We start from the raw sequence: 17217 nt of genomic DNA, 5'->3' as shown, positions 1-17217 counted from the left end.
CGCCCCTACTCGACGACCGCGTCGCGGTTCAGCGCGACGAGGTCGCGCAGCGCGTCGGTGGACAACTCGGTCAGCCACGCCTCGCCGCTGCCGACGGTCGCCTCGGCGAGGGCCTTCTTCTGCTCCAGTACCGCGTCGATGCGCTCCTCCAGGGTCCCCGCGCACATCAGCTTGCGCACCTGCACGTCGCGGCGCTGCCCGATGCGGAACGCCCGGTCGGTGGCCTGGTTCTCGACGGCCGGGTTCCACCAGCGGTCGACGTGGATGACATGGTTCGCCGCGGTCAGGTTCAGCCCGACGCCGCCGGCCTTGAGCGACAGCACGAACAGCCCTGGGCCGCCCTCGCCCTGGAACGCCGCGACCATGCCGTCGCGGGTCCTGCGGTCCACCCCGCCGTGCAGGAACGGCACGGGCTGGGCGAATACCGCCGACAGGTGCTCGGACAGCATCCCGCCGAACTCGGCGAACTGCGTGAACAGCAGTGCCTTCTCACCGGCGGCGAGCACCTCCTCGCAGATCTCCTCGACCCGCGCCACCTTGCCAGACCGCCCGGCGATCCGTGAGCCGTCCTTCAGCAGCTGGGCGGGGTGGTTGCAGACCTGCTTCAGCTTGGTCAGCGTGGCCAGGATCAGGCCTCGACGGTCGATGCCGTCGGCCTGCGCGACCTGGCGCAGCATGTCGTCGAGCACCGCCTGGTACAGCGTCGCCTGCTCGCGTGTCAGGTTGCAGGCCACCGTCATCTCGATCTTGTCGGGCAGGTCGGAGATGATGCTCGGGTCGGTCTTGACCCGGCGCAGCATGAACGCGCCGGTCACCCGGCGCAGCCGTGCTGCCGCCTGCTCGTCGCCGTCCCGCTCGATCGGCACGGCGAAGCGCCGCTTGAACGACTCCGCACTGCCCAGCAGGCCGGGGCTGGCAAACTCCATGATCGAATGCAGGTCGGCCAGCCGGTTCTCGACCGGGGTGCCGGTCAGCGCGATACGCCGTGGTGCGGGCAGCGCCCGGATCGCCCGCGATTGCTTGGCCGCCGCGTTCTTGATCGCCTGCGCCTCGTCGACCACGATGCGCCGCCAGCCCACCTCCGCCAGGCCTTTCTGATCCCGCAGCGCCAGGCTGTACGTGGTCAGCACCAGGTCGACGCCCGCGACCGCGGCGCGGAACTGCTCGCCGGTCAACCGCTCCGCACCGTGGTGCACGTGCACGGCCAGCTTGGGCGCGAACCGTGACGCTTCCCGCTGCCAGTTCGCGACCAGCGACATCGGGCAGACCAGCAGCGTCGGGCCCTGCCCCGGGGCCTGCTGTCGTTCGCGTTCCAGCAGCGCCAGCACCTGGATGGTCTTGCCCAGGCCCATGTCGTCGGCCAGCACCGCGCCCGAGCCGAGCGCATCCATGAACGACAGCCAGCCCAGTCCGCGCTCCTGGTACGGGCGCAACAGCGCGCCGAACCCGTCCGGCGTCGGCAGCGCCGCGAACCTGCCTGCCGGGCCGCCGGCCAGCAGCTCGCCGAGCCAGCCGGTGGCGGCGACCCCGACCATCGGCAGCCCGGTTTCGGCGCCCTCGCCGAGCAGGCCCGCGCGCAGCACGTCCCGCGCGGTCATCGGACGCCCCCGCGACCTGCCGAGCTGCTTGAGCCCGGCGGCGAGCCGGGCCTGGTCCACCTCGACCCACTGCCCGCGTATCTTCACCAGCGGCGACTTCGCCTCGGCCAGCGCCGCCAGCTCCTGTTCGGTGAGCACCTCGTCGCCGAGGGCCACCTGCCAGGCGTACTCGACGAGCGAGTCCATGCCGAGCCGGGACTCCTTGGCGACGATGCCCGGCTGCGGCGGCGTCTGCGCGTTCAGGCGCAGCCCGAGCCGCGGCCGCGGGCCGCTCCACCAGGCGGGCAGCAGCACCCCGACACCTGCCGCGGTCAGCGCCGACGCGTGCCGGCGCAGGAAGATCAGCGCGTCCTCGCCGTCCAGCGCCATGCCGACCGGCGCGGCCTGCCGCAGCACCCGCGCCAGCGGCGGGTAGTGCTGCGCGGCCCGGCCGAGTCCGGCCAGCAGCGCGGCCTGCGGATCGAGCCCGGCCTCGGCGAACAGCAGCGCGTTGCCGTCCAGCCGCCACACCTCGGCCGCCCCGGCGACCAGGGACGGGTCCTCGTGCGACTGCAGCAGCAGCTCCAGCCGCCAGATGCCGCCCTCGTCCTGGTCCTCAGCCCTGGTCGCGTCTGCTCCGGCTGCGCCGTCGGGACCGGGCGCTCTTTCCGGCTCGCCCGCGCGGCCCCTTCCGGCCGTCCAGCCAGGCGCGGCGTCGTCGCCGGGGGCGATCAGGCGCAGGCAGGTGCGCACCAGCCCACCGGTCCGTGACCTGCCGCCCTCCCGCCACGTGTCCAGGGTCTCCGACAACCGGTTCGCCTCGTACGGGTTGAGCTGCTCCGCATCTATGACGTTGTCGGCGGAGGTGAGGGCCGTGAGCACCTGCTCGGCGGCCTGGGTCTGCCGGGTGGCCCGCCCTCGGGGCGCCGGCAGCAGGGCCGGGCCCAGGCCGGACACCGCCTCGTTGGCCAGCGCGTCCACCATCGAGTCGAGCGCCGCGTCGAACACCGCGTCGGCCGGGGCGAGGGCGACCTCGTCGTCGTAGAGCCAGCATCGCAACGCCGGGGGCATCGCCGCGAGCAGCGGGATGCGTACGGCGGCGACCTGCAGCGACGAGGCCGCCCGCCAGTCGGCGAACCAGTACCGGCTCTCCTCATCCCAGGTCAGCGCCGGGGTCACCAGCCCGCTGCCGACCAGGTGGGCAGCCGCGCGCGTCAGCGCGGTCGCGAAGCGCACGGTGGCCCCGCCGATCGGGGCGAGGCCGGGCAGCAGCCGCAGTGCCGCCGTGGCGTCCATCCGCAGCGTGGGCACGACGAACGCGGCCAGGTGGTCCGGCTCCGGGCCGGTGCCGAGTTCCGCCGACGGCGTCGGCCGACCGCCGTACGCCGGCAGAGCCAGGACCGACCAGCCCGTCTGGAGGTCGCCGCTCGGGTCTCCGAGCGCTCCCAGCGCCGCGCCGAGCGACGAGGCGGTCACCGCGAACGGATGCGTACGCGGCCGCCGGGTGCGGCGCTCGCGCTGGGCGGGCAGCGCGGCCCGCAGGTCCGCGTCCTCGGCCCAGAACTCCCAGCTGCCGTCTGCGGTGTACACGCAGTGCGCGACCAACACGCGCGGACCTCCGGATTCGCCGTACGAGGGGACCGCCGCCGATCCTCTCACGCCCACCGTCCCGGCCCCGCGCGCACATCACCGCCTACCAGCCGCAACGTCGGTCACACCGGGGCTGCGGGCTACGATGGCCGGATGTCGATCGACGTGACGGACGCGCCCGAGCGCGAACGGTTCGAGGCCCGCGACAGCGCGGAGCAGGCGGTGGCCGGGTTCATGACGTACCAGCTCACCGGCAATGTCATCGTGTTCACCCACACCGAGGTCTCCCCGGCGTACGAGGGCAAGGGCGTGGGCAGTGCGCTGGCCCGCACGGTGATGGACGACTCCCGGGCGAAGGGCCGCACGGTGGTGCCGATGTGCCCCTTCCTGGCCGGCTGGCTGGAGAAGCACCCTGATTACGCTGACATCACCGCCCAGGGCACCAAGCGGGTCAAGTAGCAGCCCGTCGGCAGTCCTGCCGTCTCGAGTCCGGCCTGACCGGTCAGATCGGGGGCCACGGGATGGCGTGGCGGTCCTCCGGCGGCTGCGGTAGACGGCCGTCGGCCACCAGTTGCTTGATGCGGGTGCCGACGGCGTCGACCTCCGCCGTGGTCAGCAGGTCGTCCAGCACACCCGGATCGAAGGCGCGCAGCGCCGCGCCCACGTCCGGCGGCACCGCCCGTCCGGCGAACCCCCACAGCACCGTGCGCAGCTTGTCCTCGGTGTGGAAGCAGATGCCGTGGTCGACGCCGTACACCCGCTGATCGGGGGTGGCCAGCACGTGCCCGCCCTTGCGGTCCGCGTTGTTGATCACAGCGTCGAACGCGGCCAGCCGGGCCAGCCGCGGGTCGTCGGCGTGCGCCAGCAGGTACGGCCGCCCCTCCTCGTCCTCGGCGGCGGCGATCGGCAGCCAGCCCTTGGGCAGCTTGTCGGCGGGCACGAAGTCGACCGGAGGCTCCACCGTCTCGTCCAGCCACAGCTGGCACGAGCCCGGCCCGAGCGGCCCGTCGCGCATCACCGTCGGCGGCACCAGGTCCCACCCGAGCGACTCGCTCACCGCGTACGCCGCGACCTCCCGGGCGGCCAGGGTGCCGTGCGGGAAGTCCCACAGCGGCCGCTCGCCGCGCACCGGCTTGTAAACCGCCCGCACCGACCGCCCACCGCCGGACAGGATCACGCGCAGCGTCGTGTTGGAGGCCTCGACCAGCCGGCCCTCGATCTCCATCTCGGCGTCGCGTAGCAGCCGGCCGAGCTCGGCCGGGCCGTCGCCCGCGGAGGACCGCGCGCCGGGCGCACCGGCCATGCCGCGGTCGCCGGAGCTGCCGCGCTGCTGCTGCGCGCCGACCGGGCCGTGCTCGCCGGTGTGCGTCTGGTCGCCGGTGGGAGGGATGGCGAACCTCACCTTCGGATCTGGCTGCGTGCTATCCGGGTGACGCTACTCCGCCACCGGACGATCTCACCTGCGGTGATAGCCGTTGTGCCGCGGGCACAGGTGCCCGGCCGGGTCCAGCGGCTGCCCGCACAGCGGGCACGGCGGCCGGCCCGCGGCCACCACCCGCTTGGCGCGGTCGATGAACTGCCGCACCTCCGCCGGGGTCAGCCGCACCCGCAGCCGGTCGAGATCGTCGGAGATCTCCGGCGTCGCGTCCTCGTCTTCGTCCTCATCGTCGGCGGTCTCGGCCTCGGCGTCGAACTCGACCTCCTCGGCCGCGATCGCCTCGATGATCACCGTGCTGGTCTCGACGTCGAAGGCCAGCCCCAGCGTGCCGACGCGGAACTCCTCGTCCACGGGGGTGTCCAGCGGCTCGTTGTCGGCCGGTCCCTCGGCCGCCGCGGGCAGCTCCGCACCGAACCGCTGATGCGCCTCGGCGAGCAGCTCCTCGAGCTTCTCCGCCAGCAGCGCGACCTGCATCTTCTCCAGCGCCACGCTGACCAGGCGGCCGCCGCCGCGAGCCTGCAGATAGAACGTACGCTCGCCCGGCGGACCCACCGTACCGGCGACGAACCGCTCCGGCGGCTCGAATGCGTACACCTGATGGGTCATGCCTCCGACCCTAGCGTCACGCCCGCGCCAGCGGGTAACCGCTCGAGGGGAGATCCGCTCTCGGCATAAAGCTGGTTAGGCTGGCGCCATGGAAACGTGGTCCGGTCTTGACGTCCCGCGCCTGCCAGGCGCCGGACAGCCGCTGGCTCTGTTCGACTCCGCACGCCAGGGCGCCTTCCCGAGCCGCCCGGTGGGCGGGCACGCGACGATGTACGTCTGCGGCATCACGCCGTACGACGCGACACATCTCGGCCACGCGGCGACCATGATCACATTCGACCTGGTGAACCGGATGTGGCGCGACGCCGGGCACGACGTCGTCTACGTCCAGAACGTCACCGACATCGACGACCCGCTGCTGGAGCGGGCCACCCGGGACGGCGAGGACTGGAAGGTGCTCGCCATGCGCGAGACCGCCCTGTTCCGGGAGGACATGGAGGCCCTGCGGATCATCCCGCCGAGCCACTACGTGGGTGCGGTCGAATCGATCCCCGTCATCGCCGAGAAGGTCGCCGACCTGCTCGACCGCGGCGCGGCATACCGGCTCGAGGACGGCACCGGCGACGTCTACTTCGACATCAGCGCCGCGCCCCGGTTCGGGTACGAGTCGAACCTGTCCCGGGAGCAGATGCTGGCCTTCTTCGCCGAGCGTGGCGGCGACCCCGAGCGTGCCGGCAAGCGCGACGCGCTCGACCCGCTGCTGTGGCGCGGCCGCCGCGACGGGGAGCCGTCCTGGCCCGGCGGCGTGCTCGGCGCGGGCCGCCCCGGCTGGCACATCGAATGCGCGGTCATCGCCCTCGAACTGCTCGGCGAGACCATCGACGTGCAGGGCGGCGGCAACGACCTGCTGTTCCCGCACCACGAGTGCTCCGCCGCGCACGCCGAGGTGCTCACCGGCAAGGCGCCGTTCGCGGCGCACTACGTGCACGCCGGCATGATCGGCCTGGACGGCGAGAAGATGAGCAAGTCCCGCGGCAACCTGGTCTTCGTGTCGCGCCTGCGCTCCGACAAGGTCGACCCGATGGCCGTACGCCTGGCCCTGCTCGGCGACCACTACCGCGCCGACCGCCAGTGGACCGACGAGGTCTTCAAGACCGCCGAGCACCGCCTCGGCCGCTGGCGCCGTGCCGCCCGTGCCGCCGCCGCCCCCTCCGGCGCCGAACTGCTGGCCGGCGTACGCGCCAAACTCGCCGAGGACCTCGACACGCCCGGCGCCCTGGCCCTCATCGACACCTGGGCCGACGACACCCTCGCCGGCGTCGGCAACGACCGCCAGGCCCCCACCCTCATGGCCGAAACCCTCGACGCCCTCCTCGGCCTCAAACTCTGACCACACCACCCCAACCACCACCACCCCAACCACCACCGCGACGATCTTGCGTGAACTGTGGGTACGACACGCTCGTACCGGACAAAAGGGCAACAGTTCGCGCAAGATCGTCGTGATCTAGAGTTCGGCAGCCGGTGGCGGGATGGTCCGGTGGTCAAAGTGGGGGTGGCGCGGTCCGGCCGTGGGAGTCAGGCGCGGGGGCGGGGCTGGGGGCGGGGGCGCACGGCGACCCGGGACGGCCGCTGCGGCGGCGCCTGGCGCAGACGGGCCGGGCGGGCCGGTGCCGCGGCCTGCCGCCGCAACGTCAGGGCGACGTGGCCCAGCCGCGCGGCCAGGGCGAACACGCCCACGGTCAGCGCGCCGAGTAGCAGCACGCCGGTGCTGGGCACGCCGTCGGCGATGCCGACCACCAGCACGGCGAGCAGGGCTATTCCGATCACGAGCACGACGAGCGCGCCGAGCAGGGCCACGAGCGCCTGCGGGGAGTGTGGAACCGCGCCGTCCGGCCGATTCTCGGCACCTCGCTGCGCTCCGTTGGAGAATCGGCGAAGGGTCATGCAACCATCCTTGCGGCGAACGCGCGGGTGCGCAGGCGAAAAGGTGTCGGGCACCCGACAGTCCGCAGATTAGCCCAGGACAAGGCCAGGATCGGTATCTCCGTCCAGGTCGGCGTCCGGGCGTGGCGTGGGCACCCGGTATTCCTCCGTCAGTGTCGTCATCGGTCCCGGCCACGTCGCCTGCGCCACCTCGATCACCTTGTGCTCGCCGTCGTACGCGACGTGCAGCAGGTGCAGCACCGGCGTGTCCGGCCGGATCTGCAGCGTCTCGGCCTCCTCGCGGGTGGGCAGCCGGGCGGTGATGGTGTCGGTGGCGGTGACGTAACGGCGGCCGGTGACCTCCTCGACCTCCTGGTAAAGCGGGCGGCCGAAGGACTCCAGGCGCTCCAGCGAGGTGCCCGCGGTGTCCTGGGGGCGCAACCAGGCGGCGCCGACCTCGACCACGGCGTCCTGGGTGCGCACCAGGTGCCGGCGCACCACCAGCAGCGTCGAGTCCGGCACGCCGAACGCGTCGGCCACCTCGGCCGGCGGGGTGGCCCGGGTGACCTCGGTCAGCTGCTGGCGGTAGCGGGCCGCCAGGTCGGCGTGGTAGCCGCGGTGCGCGCCGTAGCGGCCGCGGGACAGCCTGTTGAGCCGCCGCCGGGTGCCGCGGACGTAGGTGCCGGAGCCCGGCTTGGTGATCAGCAGCCCTTCGACTCTCAGCTGGTCGATGGTGCGCTGCACGGTCTGCTTCGCCACGCCGTACATCTGCGCCAGCGCCGGGATGGAGGGCAGTTGCTCTCCGGCGGCCCAGTCGCCTCGTCTGATCTTGGCGCGCAGCTGGGCGGCGATCTGCCGGTGCGGGTGCTCCGCAGCGCCCGGATTGATCCCGCCGATGCCCGTCTCGGTCATGAGGCGATCATGCCGTACAAATGTCCGAATACCTAGCGACCTAGGACGCCCCCAGACCGCATGTCGCCCGACACGTCGCCCCAACGCCCGCCCCACCGCGCCCCACTGCGGTCGGACCGGGCCGACCGAGGCCGGTCGGGAGGCCGCAACTCTTGAAGACTTGCGGCCTTCGGGCACGCCGAAAGGCGCAACTCTTCAAGAGTTGCGCCTGGTGACGGGTGGGGTGGAGGTGGGCGGCGGGCCGGGGCGGGGTTACCAGGTGCCGTGGGTGGGGCCGGGGGAGCCGCCGCGACGGCGGAGGTATTTCTCGAACTCGACGGCGATCTCGTCGCCGGACAGGGGCTTGGCCACGTCGCCGGCGCGCTCTTCCAGGTCGCGGAGGTATTCGGCGAGTTCGGCGTCCTGGGCGGCGGCGGCGCGGACCCGGTCCTCCCACTCGGCGGACTCCTCGGCCAGGTCCAGCATCGGCACCGGCAGGTCGAGGACCTCTTCGATGCGGTGCAGCAGGGCGAGTGTCGCCTTCGGGCACGGCGGGTTGTTCGCGTAGTGCGGAACGTGGACCCAGAACGACATCGCGTCGATTTCGGCGCGGGAGGCGCTGTCCTGGAGCACCCCGACGATGCCGGTCGGGCCCTCGTACCGGGTGGGGGTGAGCTGGATCTTCTCCTCACCGGCGTGCTTGCCGGTCACCGTGCCGCTGATCGGCAGCGGGCGGCTGTACGGCACATCGGCCAGCAGGGCGCCCAGCAGCACGATCTTCTCGATGGCCAGGCTGTGGCAGATCTCCAGGATCTCGTTGCAGAACGTGCGCCAGCGCAGGCTGGGCTCGATGCCGCGGATCAGGACCACGTCGTGCTGCGCCCCGGGCGGCGAGGCGACCATGAACTTGGTGCTCGGCCACTCGATGCGCCGGGTGTCGTCGACCAGGGTGATCAGCGGCCGGTTCACCTGGAAGTCGTAGAACTCCTCCGGGTCCACCGACGCCACCTCTTGCGCGTCCCATACCTGCTCGAGGTGTTCTACCACGGCAGTGGACGCGTCAGCGGCGTCGTTCCACCCCTCGAAGGCGGCGATGGCGACGGGGGAACGCAGGACAGGAAGGCCGTCGAACTCGGTCACGCCTGTCAGCCTACGGCGCTGCGCGGGATCGTCCAGGCGGGTCGGGTCCGCGAGCGTGTCGCAACAGGTGGTACGCAGGGCGATGATCGCGACCTGTGTCGGCGGACACGCGCCGGCGGGACCCCGGCCCGCGCGGTCACCGCCGGACTCGCGCGTCTGCGGACGCCGCGGGCACGGCCGGGCGCACCATGCGAGAGAGGGAGGTTACTCCGCTGCTGCGGGTTCGGTCGGTGGTACCGCATCCGGTGACGAGGTCTCCGGCGAGGGCGGGGACTCCGGTTCGGTCGGCGACGGTGACGGCTCGGCGGTCGTCTCCTCCGGTGACGGCGACGGCGGATCGACCGGCGACGGCGGAGGCGGATCGACCGATGACGGCGCAGGTGGATCGACCGGTGACGGCGTGGGAGGTGGCGGGGACGCGGTCACCGCCGTGATCTGGTTGCTCGGCTTGGACTGCAGCCCGGCGGCGCTGGTCGCGATGATCGCGAACGAGTAGGAGGTGCCCGGCGCGAGGCCGGTGACGGTCGCGCTGGTGTCGCGGGTCCAGCCGATGAACTGGCCGTCGCGCAGGATGCGGTAGTAGGAGACGCCGCCCGACCCGCCGTTGGCCGGGGCGGACCAGGAGAGCCAGACCTTGTGCTCGTCGGCGGCGACCGCGACCAGGTGCGTGGGCGCGGACGGAGCGACCGGCGGGGGCGGGGGTGGGGGCGGCGGCGCGCCGGGCCCGGGGGTGGGCGGTGCCGGTGGGGTCCAGCTGGGCGTCGGGGTGGGCTCATTGGTGATCATCGGCGAGGGCTCCGGGCTGACCGACGGCGGCGCGGTCGGCAGTGTGACCGGCTGGCCGCTCTCGTCGGCCATGACGCCTGCCGACAGCATCGGGGACGGCGGTCCGTCCTGCATCGACACCGGCTGGTCGTCGCCTGTCGGTCTGATGACCAGCATCAGCATGACGATGGCGGTGGCCAGTACGGCGACCGCGACCGGCACCAGCACCCGGCGTTCCGGGCCCGGCCGCGACGGGCGTGCCTCGGCCACGGGCGGGGCCGCGGTGGGGGCGGCGTCGGCGGTCGAGGGCCGCAGCGGCGAGGCGGGCAGCGACGGCGAGGCGGGCAGCGACGGCTGCGCAGCGGGTGTGGCGTGCCCGATGGCGGCGTGCTCGACGGTGGTGTGCTCGGCGGTGGTGTGCTCGGCGGCGACCAGCGCGGCTGCGGCGGCCGGGTAGTCGGGCACCGCGTCGACGGCGGCGCGGGCGGCGAGCCAGTAGGACGTCGCCAGCTCCAGGTTGAGCTTCATCTTCTGTACGTTGCTGAACGCCACGACGGTGGGCAGGACGACCTGCTCCCAGGCGGCCGTCGGCAGGGCGAGGCCGCTCTGTATCGCGTGCCAGCTGTCGGCGAACTCCTGCCGACCGAGCTCCATCGCGTCGATGCGGTAGTCGTGCACGGTGGCGTCGAACTGGTCCAGCAGGTGCTGGTGCACCGGCGCGGCCTGCTGCCCGGACGTGATGTCGGCCAGCAGCCGCCCTAACTGGACGATCAGATCGCTCGCGCGCTGTACCGGCGCGGGATGCGGCTGTGCCACCCGTGTCTCCCCCTGATCGGTGCCACGGCAGGGTGAGGCCCGGCCGGAAAAGGCGCTGAGCCGGTCAGGGGCCCGCGGCATCAAGATAAGCGACAGTTCGCCGGAAAGGAACCGCCTCGTCGTGAACGAACCTCATGAGCCACGAGGTGGAACCTGGACGGCGTGGCTGCTGGCGGCGAACGGTTTGTAGGACAGTACAAACGGCTTAGGGGCCCGGCAGGTCGATGTAGGACCATGCGCCAATTCCGCTGCCGCTGCCGTGCCGGTTGACTCCAACCATGCCGACCTCGTCGTCCGCATCCGGCGCCGTGCGACGGGCCTGGTGGTGAGGAGCCCGTGGGCACCCGGCGGACCCGGTCGCGGGCGGGCGTCTCGCCAAGCCGAACCGCTAGCAGGACGGAGATCGCACCATGTCAGACATCATTCGCGCCGCGCTGGTCCAGACGACCTGGACCGGTGACAAGGAATCCATGATCAAGGCGCATGAGGAGTACGCGCGCCAGGCCGCCGCGTTGGGCGCGAAGGTGATCTGTTTCCAGGAGCTGTTCTACGGCCCGTACTTCTGCCAGGTCCAGGACGCGCAGTACTACTCCTACGCCGAGTCGATCCCGGGCCCGACCACCGAGCGCTTCCAGGCCCTGGCCCGCGAGCTGGGCATGGTGATGGTCCTGCCGATGTACGAGCAGGAGCAGCCCGGCGTCCTGTACAACACCGCGGCGGTCGTCGACGCCGACGGCAGTTACCTGGGCAAGTACCGCAAGACCCACATCCCGCAGGTCAAGGGGTTCTGGGAGAAGTTCTACTTCCGGCCCGGCAATCTCGGCTACCCCGTCTTCGACACCGCGGTGGGCAAGGTGGGTGTGTACATCTGCTACGACCGGCACTTCCCCGAGGGCTGGCGGGCGCTGGGGCTCAACGGAGCCCAGATGGTGTTCAACCCGTCGGCGACCAGCCGCGGGCTCTCCTCGTATCTGTGGAAGCTCGAACAGCCCGCGTCCGCCGTGGCCAACGAGTACTTCATCGGTGCGATCAACCGGGTCGGCATCGAGGACCTGGGCGACGACGACTTCTACGGCACCTCCTACTTCGTGGATCCCGAGGGCAGGTTCGTCGGTGAGCCGGCCGACGCGCACCAGCCGGAGCTGGTGGTGCGGGATCTGGATCTCGGCCTGCTGGCCGAGGTGCGCGACCGGTGGGCGTTCTACCGCGACCGCCGACCCGACGCCTACGGCCCGCTGACCCAGGCCTGAGAGCGGAGACCCCCATGGCCATCCTCATCACCGGCGGCACCGTCGTCACGCCCACCGGCCGCCACGCCGCCGACGTGCTCGTCGACGGCGAGACGATCGCCGCCCTGTTCGCTCCCGGGCTCGCGCCGGTCGTCGCGGACGCCGAGGTCATCGACGCGACCGGCAAGTACGTCATCCCGGGCGGCGTGGACGCGCACACCCACATGGAGCTGCCCTTCGGTGGCACGTTCGCCTCGGACACGTTCGAGTCGGGCACCCGCGCCGCGGCCTTCGGCGGCACGACCACGATCATCGACTTCGCGGTACAGCGCGCGGGCGAGAACGTGCATGAGGGTCTTGCCGCGTGGCACGCCAAGGCCGAGGGCAACTGCCACGTCGACTACGGCTTCCACATGATCATCGGTGGGGTCGACGACGAGTCGTTGAAGGCTATGGACACTCTGGTCGACGCCGAGGGCATCAGCAGTTTCAAGCTGTTCATGGCATACCCCGGCGTGTTCTACAGCGATGACGGCCAGATCCTGCGCGCCATGCAGAAGGCCCGCGACAACGGCTCCATGATCATGATGCACGCCGAGAACGGCATCGCCATCGACGTGCTCATCGGCCAGGCCCTGTCCCGCGGCGAGACCGACCCGGTCAACCACGGCCTGACCCGCCCCGCCGAACTCGAAGCCGAGGCGACCCGCCGCGCCATCTCCCTGGCCCAGGTCGCCGGCGACACCCCGCTCTACATCGTGCACCTGTCCGCCTCCCAGGCCCTCGAAGCCGTCGCCGCAGCCCGCGACAACGGACGCAACGTCTTCGCCGAGACGTGCCCGCAATACCTGTACCTGACCCTGGAGGACCAGCTCGGCGCACCCGGCTTCGAAGGCGCGAAATGGGTCTGCTCGACGCCGCTGCGCAGCAGGCAGGAGAGCCACCAGCGGGATCTGTGGCGCGGCCTGCGCAGCAACGACCTCGCCATCGTGTCGACGGACCACTGCCCGTTCTGCTTCAAGGACCAGAAGGAGCTGGGCCTGGGGGACTTCTCGAAGATCCCCAACGGCATCGGCGGCGTCGAACACCGTGTCGACCTGCTCTACCAGGGCGTGGTCGACGGCAAGCTGTCGTTGGAGCGCTGGGTGGAGACGATCGCGGCGACCCCGGCACGCATGTTCGGCCTGTACCCGCGCAAGGGCGCGATCGCGCCGGGCTCCGACGCCGACATCGTCGTCTACGACCCGAACGGCCGCACCCGGATCAGCGTGGACACGCACCACATGAACATGGACCACTCCGCCTACGAGGGCTACGAGATCGCGGGGAAGGTCGACACGGTGATCTCCCGGGGCAGCGTGCTGGTGTCCGGCGGGCAGTACCACGGCCGCAAGGGCCACGGCCGCTACCTGCCGCGCGGCCTGTCGAGCTACCTGGTCTAGGAGGACACCATGGACATCGGAGTCGTGTTCCAGCTCGATCCGCCGGCCAGGCGGGTCGTCGAGCTCGCCCGGCAGGCCGAGGCGGCCGGGTTCAGCCACGTGTGGTCGTTCGACTCGCACCTGCTCTGGCAGGAGCCGTACGTCGTCTACAGCGCGATCCTGGCCGCCACCGAGAAGGTCGTCGTCGGGCCGATGGTGACCAACCCCGGCACCCGCGACGTCACCGTCACCGCGAGCACCTTCGCCACCCTCAACGAGATGTACGGCAACCGCACCGTCTGCGGCATCGGCCGCGGTGACTCGGCCCGGCGCACCCTCGGCCTGCCCCCGATGAACCTGGCCGAGCTGCGCGAGTCGGTGCACGTGATCCGCGAGCTCGGCAACGGCCGCGAGATCGAGCACCGGGGGTCGTCGCTGCGCTTTCCGTGGGTCGCGGATTCGCAGCTGGAGGTGTGGGTCGCGGCGTACGGGCCGAAGGCGCTGAAGCTGACCGGCGAGGTCGCCGACGGCTTCATCCTGCAGCTGGCCGACCTCGACATCGCCGCCTGGATGATCAAAGCGGTGCGGGACGCGGCGGAGCGGGCCGGGCGTGACCCGATGGCGGTGAAGTTCTGCGTGGCCGCCCCGGCCTACGTCGGCGACGACCTGCCCTACCAGCGGGCGCAGACGCGCTGGTTCGGCGGCATGGTCGGCAACCACATCGCCGACATCGTGGCCCGCTACGGCGACACGGGCGCGGTGCCGCAGGCGCTCACCGACTACATCAAGGGCCGCAAGGGCTACGACTACGCCGAGCACGGGCGGGCCGGCAACAGCCACGCCGACTTCGTGCCCGACGAGATCGTGGACCGGTTCTGCGTGCTCGGCCCGGTGCAGGCGCACGTCGAGAAGCTCACCCGGCTCAAGGAGCTGGGCGTGGACCAGTTCGCGGTCTACCTGCAGCACGACGCCAAGGAGGAGACCATGCGCGCATACGGCGAGCAGGTCATCCCCGCGCTCAAGTCACTCTGACCCGGCCGCCCACGCACCGCCTCATGATAGACGCTGGCCTATCTCATCGAAAATGCGTCGGCCGGATTCGATGAGATAGGCCAGCGTCGATGCAAGCGGGTCGGGTCCGGGTCACCGCGCTCGGCTGGTGCGGCGGGAGACGGCTACACCGACCAGGCACAGGGCGCCGCCGACGAGCGCCACCACCGGCGGCACCTCGCCCAGCAGCGCCCAAGCCAGCACGATCGCGACCGCCGGAACCAGGTACGTCGTCGCGCCGAGTTTGCCGGCGGTGGTGCGGGCCAGGGCGTACGCCCAGGTCGTGAAGCCGAGGGCGGTCGGGAACACGCCGAGGTACACCAGCCAGGCGATCGACGACGGCTGCGCCGCGGACAGCTCGCGTACCAGCACGGGCGCGTACGGCAGGCAGCACACCGCCCCGATCACGCACGCCAGCCAGGTGACCCGCAGCCCCGACAGATCGGCGAGCAGCGGCTTCTGCGCGACCACGCCCACCGCGTACGACACCGCGGCGACCAGGCACAGCACCACGCCCCACAGGTCGACGCCCGCGGTGGTCGACGTGGCGGTGCCGATCAGGACGACACCGGCGAACGCGACGATGCTGCCGGTGATCAGCGACCGGGGGAAGCCCTCGCCGAGCAGCAGCCCGGCCAGGATCGCGATCAGCAGCGGCCCGACGTTGACCAGCATCGCGGCGGTGCCCGCGTCGACCAGCCGCTCGGCCTGGTTGAGCGCGATGTTGTAGAGGCCGAACCAGACGATGCCGACGGTCAGCAGTCGCGGCCAGTGGCGGCGGCTCGGCCAGGGCGTCGGCGTGGCGGCGCGGCGGTCGTCGAGCAGCATCATCAGGCCGAGCACCACGGCGGCCACGACCAACCGGCCCAGGGACAGCGCGCCGGCGGACAGCTCACGTCCGACGTAGCGGATCGCCACGAACGCCGAGGCCCACAGCACCACTGTCACCAGTGCCGCGGCGAGCGGCAGCAGCCGGTTGTCCGAACGTGGCGCAGTCTTGATCGTCATGGCTCGACCGTATGGCCGGGACGGTTCGGCGTACGCCGAACGGTCAACGTGACCGCGTGGCTGTGGATTTGGTAACTCGGGGCGGGTATCGATGCTCCCTGCGCAGGGTGCCCGCGCAAGTGTGGCTTCGATTACTCGGCGCGTTCATTGACTGTCGCTGTGTCGTGGCCACACCATGACTGTCATCTCGATTGATCAAGTCAGTGTCGACAGGAGTCGTGGTGGGACAGCAGCATGACCTGGTGGAGCCGGACGGGCTCACGGGTACCAGAGAAGGTCCGGCCACGGCGCAGCGGCTGGGTGTCGCGGCGGAGTCGGCTGCGGCGGAGACCCGGGTGGCGGTGACGCCGACGGTGGTGCGGCAACTGGTGGAACTCGGCTACGAGGTCGAGGTCGAGTCCGGGGCGGGCCTGCGGTCGAGCTTCGCCGACGATGTCTACGAGGCGGCGGGCGCGAAGATCTGCAGCCGCGACGAGTGCTGGCGGGCCGACGTCATCGTCAAGGTCAATCCGCCGTCGCCGGCCGAGGTCGACGGGCTGCGCGCGGGCACCACCCTGATCAGCCTGATCGGACCGGCCGTGCACCCGGAGCTGGTCGACGCGCTGGCAGAACGCTCGGTGAGCGTGCTGGCGATGGACGCGGTGCCGCGCATCTCCCGCGCGCAGTCGATGGACGTGCTCAGCTCGATGGCGAACATCGCCGGCTACCGCGCGGTCGTCGAGGCGGCGCACACCTTCGGCCGCTTCTTCGCCGGGCAGGTCACGGCGGCGGGCAAGGTCCAGCCGGCCAAGGTGCTCGTCGCCGGAGCCGGCGTGGCCGGACTGGCCGCGATCGGCGCCGCGAAGAGCCTCGGCGCGATCGTACGCGCCACCGACCCACGGCCGGAGGTCGGCGAGCAGGTGCGCTCGATGGGCGGCGAGTTCCTCGCCGTGGCGGTCGAGCAGGCGGGCGGCGGTGACGGGTACGCCCGGCAGACGTCGGCCGACTACGACCGCCGCGCCGCGGAGCTCTACGCCGAGCAGGCGGCCGAGGTCGACATCATCATCACGACGGCGCTGATCCCGGGCCGCCCGGCGCCGCGGCTGCTGACCGCCGAGCACGTGGCGAGCATGCGTCCCGGCAGCGTCATCGTCGACATGGGCGCGGCGCAGGGCGGCAACGTCGAGGGCACGGTCCCCGGCGAGCTGGTCGTCACCGGCAACGGTGTGTCGATCATCGGGTACACCGACCTGCCCGCCCGGCTGCCGGCCCAGGCCTCGCAGCTGTACGCCACCAACCTGCTCAATCTGATGAAGCTGCTCACCCCGGGCCGGGACGGCCGGCTGGTGCTCGACTTCGACGACGTCGTACAGCGTTCCATGACGGTGGCCCGCGACGGCGAGAAGACCTGGCCCCCGCCTCCGGTGCAGGTGTCGGCCGCCCCGGCGGCCGCCGCGCCCGCGCCCGCGCCGGTTCCGGTGAAGGGGCCGGTGTCGTCGCGGCGCGCCTTCACCTACGTGGGACTGGGCGCGGCGGTGCTGTTCGGGCTGACCGCGTTCGCGCCGAAGGAGTTCGTCGGCAACTTCACCGTGTTCGCGCTGGCCGTCGTCATCGGCTACTACGTCGTCGGCAAGGTGCACCACGCGCTGCACACGCCGCTGATGTCGGTCACCAACGCGATCTCCGGGATCATCGTGGTGGGTGCGCTGCTGCAGATCGGGCAGGGCGGCGGCCTCGCCGTCACCGTGCTCGCCTCGGCCGCGATCCTGCTGGCCACTGTCAACATCATCGGCGGATTCGCCGTCACCCGGCGCATGCTCGGCATGTTCTCGAAGGGCTGA

14 protein-coding genes are annotated in these 17217 nt (G+C 71.8%); 6 read left to right on the top strand and 8 right to left on the bottom strand.

Annotated elements, in window-relative coordinates; all coding sequences use genetic code 11:
• Positions 1-5 precede the first annotated feature (5 nt).
• Positions 6-3185, bottom strand: a complete 3180-nt coding sequence (locus FLL47_RS12070) for a DEAD/DEAH box helicase (RefSeq protein WP_222106039.1) — start codon at positions 3183-3185, stop codon at positions 6-8.
• A gap of 135 nt (positions 3186-3320) precedes the next feature.
• Between FLL47_RS12070 and FLL47_RS12065 the strand changes: the two genes are divergently transcribed.
• Positions 3321-3626: a GNAT family N-acetyltransferase gene (locus FLL47_RS12065; RefSeq protein ID WP_144120579.1), complete on the top strand. Its 306-nt coding sequence runs from the start codon at positions 3321-3323 to the stop codon at positions 3624-3626.
• Between the two features lie 43 nt (positions 3627-3669).
• On the opposite strand, the gene FLL47_RS12060 is transcribed toward FLL47_RS12065, so the two are convergent.
• Positions 3670-4470, bottom strand: a complete 801-nt coding sequence (locus FLL47_RS12060; RefSeq protein WP_144120707.1) for an SCO1664 family protein — start codon at positions 4468-4470, stop codon at positions 3670-3672.
• A gap of 153 nt (positions 4471-4623) precedes the next feature.
• Positions 4624-5211 (bottom strand): DUF3090 family protein, encoded by a 588-nt coding sequence (locus FLL47_RS12055; protein WP_144120578.1) that lies wholly within the window; start codon positions 5209-5211, stop codon positions 4624-4626.
• Between the two features lie 88 nt (positions 5212-5299).
• Between FLL47_RS12055 and mshC the strand changes: the two genes are divergently transcribed.
• A complete protein-coding gene (gene mshC / locus FLL47_RS12050) occupies positions 5300-6541 on the top strand; it encodes a cysteine--1-D-myo-inosityl 2-amino-2-deoxy-alpha-D-glucopyranoside ligase (protein WP_144120577.1) in 1242 nt (413 codons plus the stop codon).
• A 188-nt stretch (positions 6542-6729) separates the two neighbouring features.
• On the opposite strand, the gene FLL47_RS12045 is transcribed toward mshC, so the two are convergent.
• The 4 genes from FLL47_RS12045 to FLL47_RS44705 form a co-directional block, all read right to left on the bottom strand.
• Positions 6730-7098: a hypothetical protein gene (locus FLL47_RS12045; RefSeq protein WP_144120576.1), complete on the bottom strand. Its 369-nt coding sequence runs from the start codon at positions 7096-7098 to the stop codon at positions 6730-6732.
• 69 nt (positions 7099-7167) lie between these two features.
• On the bottom strand, positions 7168-7989 hold the full coding sequence (locus FLL47_RS12040) for a GntR family transcriptional regulator (RefSeq protein ID WP_144120575.1): 822 nt from the start codon (positions 7987-7989) through the stop codon (positions 7168-7170).
• Positions 7990-8241: 252 nt separating this feature from the next.
• Entirely contained in the window at positions 8242-9108 is an 867-nt protein-coding gene (locus tag FLL47_RS12035; RefSeq protein WP_144120574.1) for a PAC2 family protein, read from the bottom strand.
• 204 nt (positions 9109-9312) lie between these two features.
• On the bottom strand, positions 9313-10689 hold the full coding sequence (locus FLL47_RS44705; protein ID WP_186315683.1) for a fibronectin type III domain-containing protein: 1377 nt from the start codon (positions 10687-10689) through the stop codon (positions 9313-9315).
• 410 nt (positions 10690-11099) lie between these two features.
• On the opposite strand from FLL47_RS44705, the gene FLL47_RS12025 reads away from it, so the two are divergent.
• The 3 genes from FLL47_RS12025 to FLL47_RS12015 are packed head-to-tail and all read left to right on the top strand — an operon-like array spanning position 11100 to position 14371.
• On the top strand, positions 11100-11939 hold the full coding sequence (locus FLL47_RS12025; protein ID WP_144120573.1) for a nitrilase-related carbon-nitrogen hydrolase: 840 nt from the start codon (positions 11100-11102) through the stop codon (positions 11937-11939).
• Between the two features lie 14 nt (positions 11940-11953).
• On the top strand, positions 11954-13360 hold the full coding sequence (gene hydA, locus FLL47_RS12020; RefSeq protein WP_144120572.1) for a dihydropyrimidinase: 1407 nt from the start codon (positions 11954-11956) through the stop codon (positions 13358-13360).
• Between the two features lie 9 nt (positions 13361-13369).
• On the top strand, positions 13370-14371 hold the full coding sequence (locus FLL47_RS12015; protein WP_144120571.1) for a TIGR03842 family LLM class F420-dependent oxidoreductase: 1002 nt from the start codon (positions 13370-13372) through the stop codon (positions 14369-14371).
• A 111-nt stretch (positions 14372-14482) separates the two neighbouring features.
• Here FLL47_RS12015 and FLL47_RS12010 read toward each other — a convergent pair whose 3' ends face one another.
• Entirely contained in the window at positions 14483-15397 is a 915-nt protein-coding gene (locus FLL47_RS12010; RefSeq protein WP_144120570.1) for a DMT family transporter, read from the bottom strand.
• 221 nt (positions 15398-15618) lie between these two features.
• Between FLL47_RS12010 and FLL47_RS12005 the strand changes: the two genes are divergently transcribed.
• The gene (locus FLL47_RS12005) at positions 15619-17217 is read left to right on the top strand and encodes a Re/Si-specific NAD(P)(+) transhydrogenase subunit alpha (protein ID WP_246157839.1); all 1599 of its coding nucleotides are present in this window, start codon (positions 15619-15621) and stop codon (positions 17215-17217) included.

It is taken from the genome of Catellatospora sichuanensis (assembly GCF_007483665.1).
GTDB classification, from domain to species: Bacteria; Actinomycetota; Actinomycetes; order Mycobacteriales; family Micromonosporaceae; genus Catellatospora; species Catellatospora sichuanensis.
Note: the sequence above shows the minus strand (reverse complement) of the source record. Positions and strands in the feature narration are given on the sequence as shown.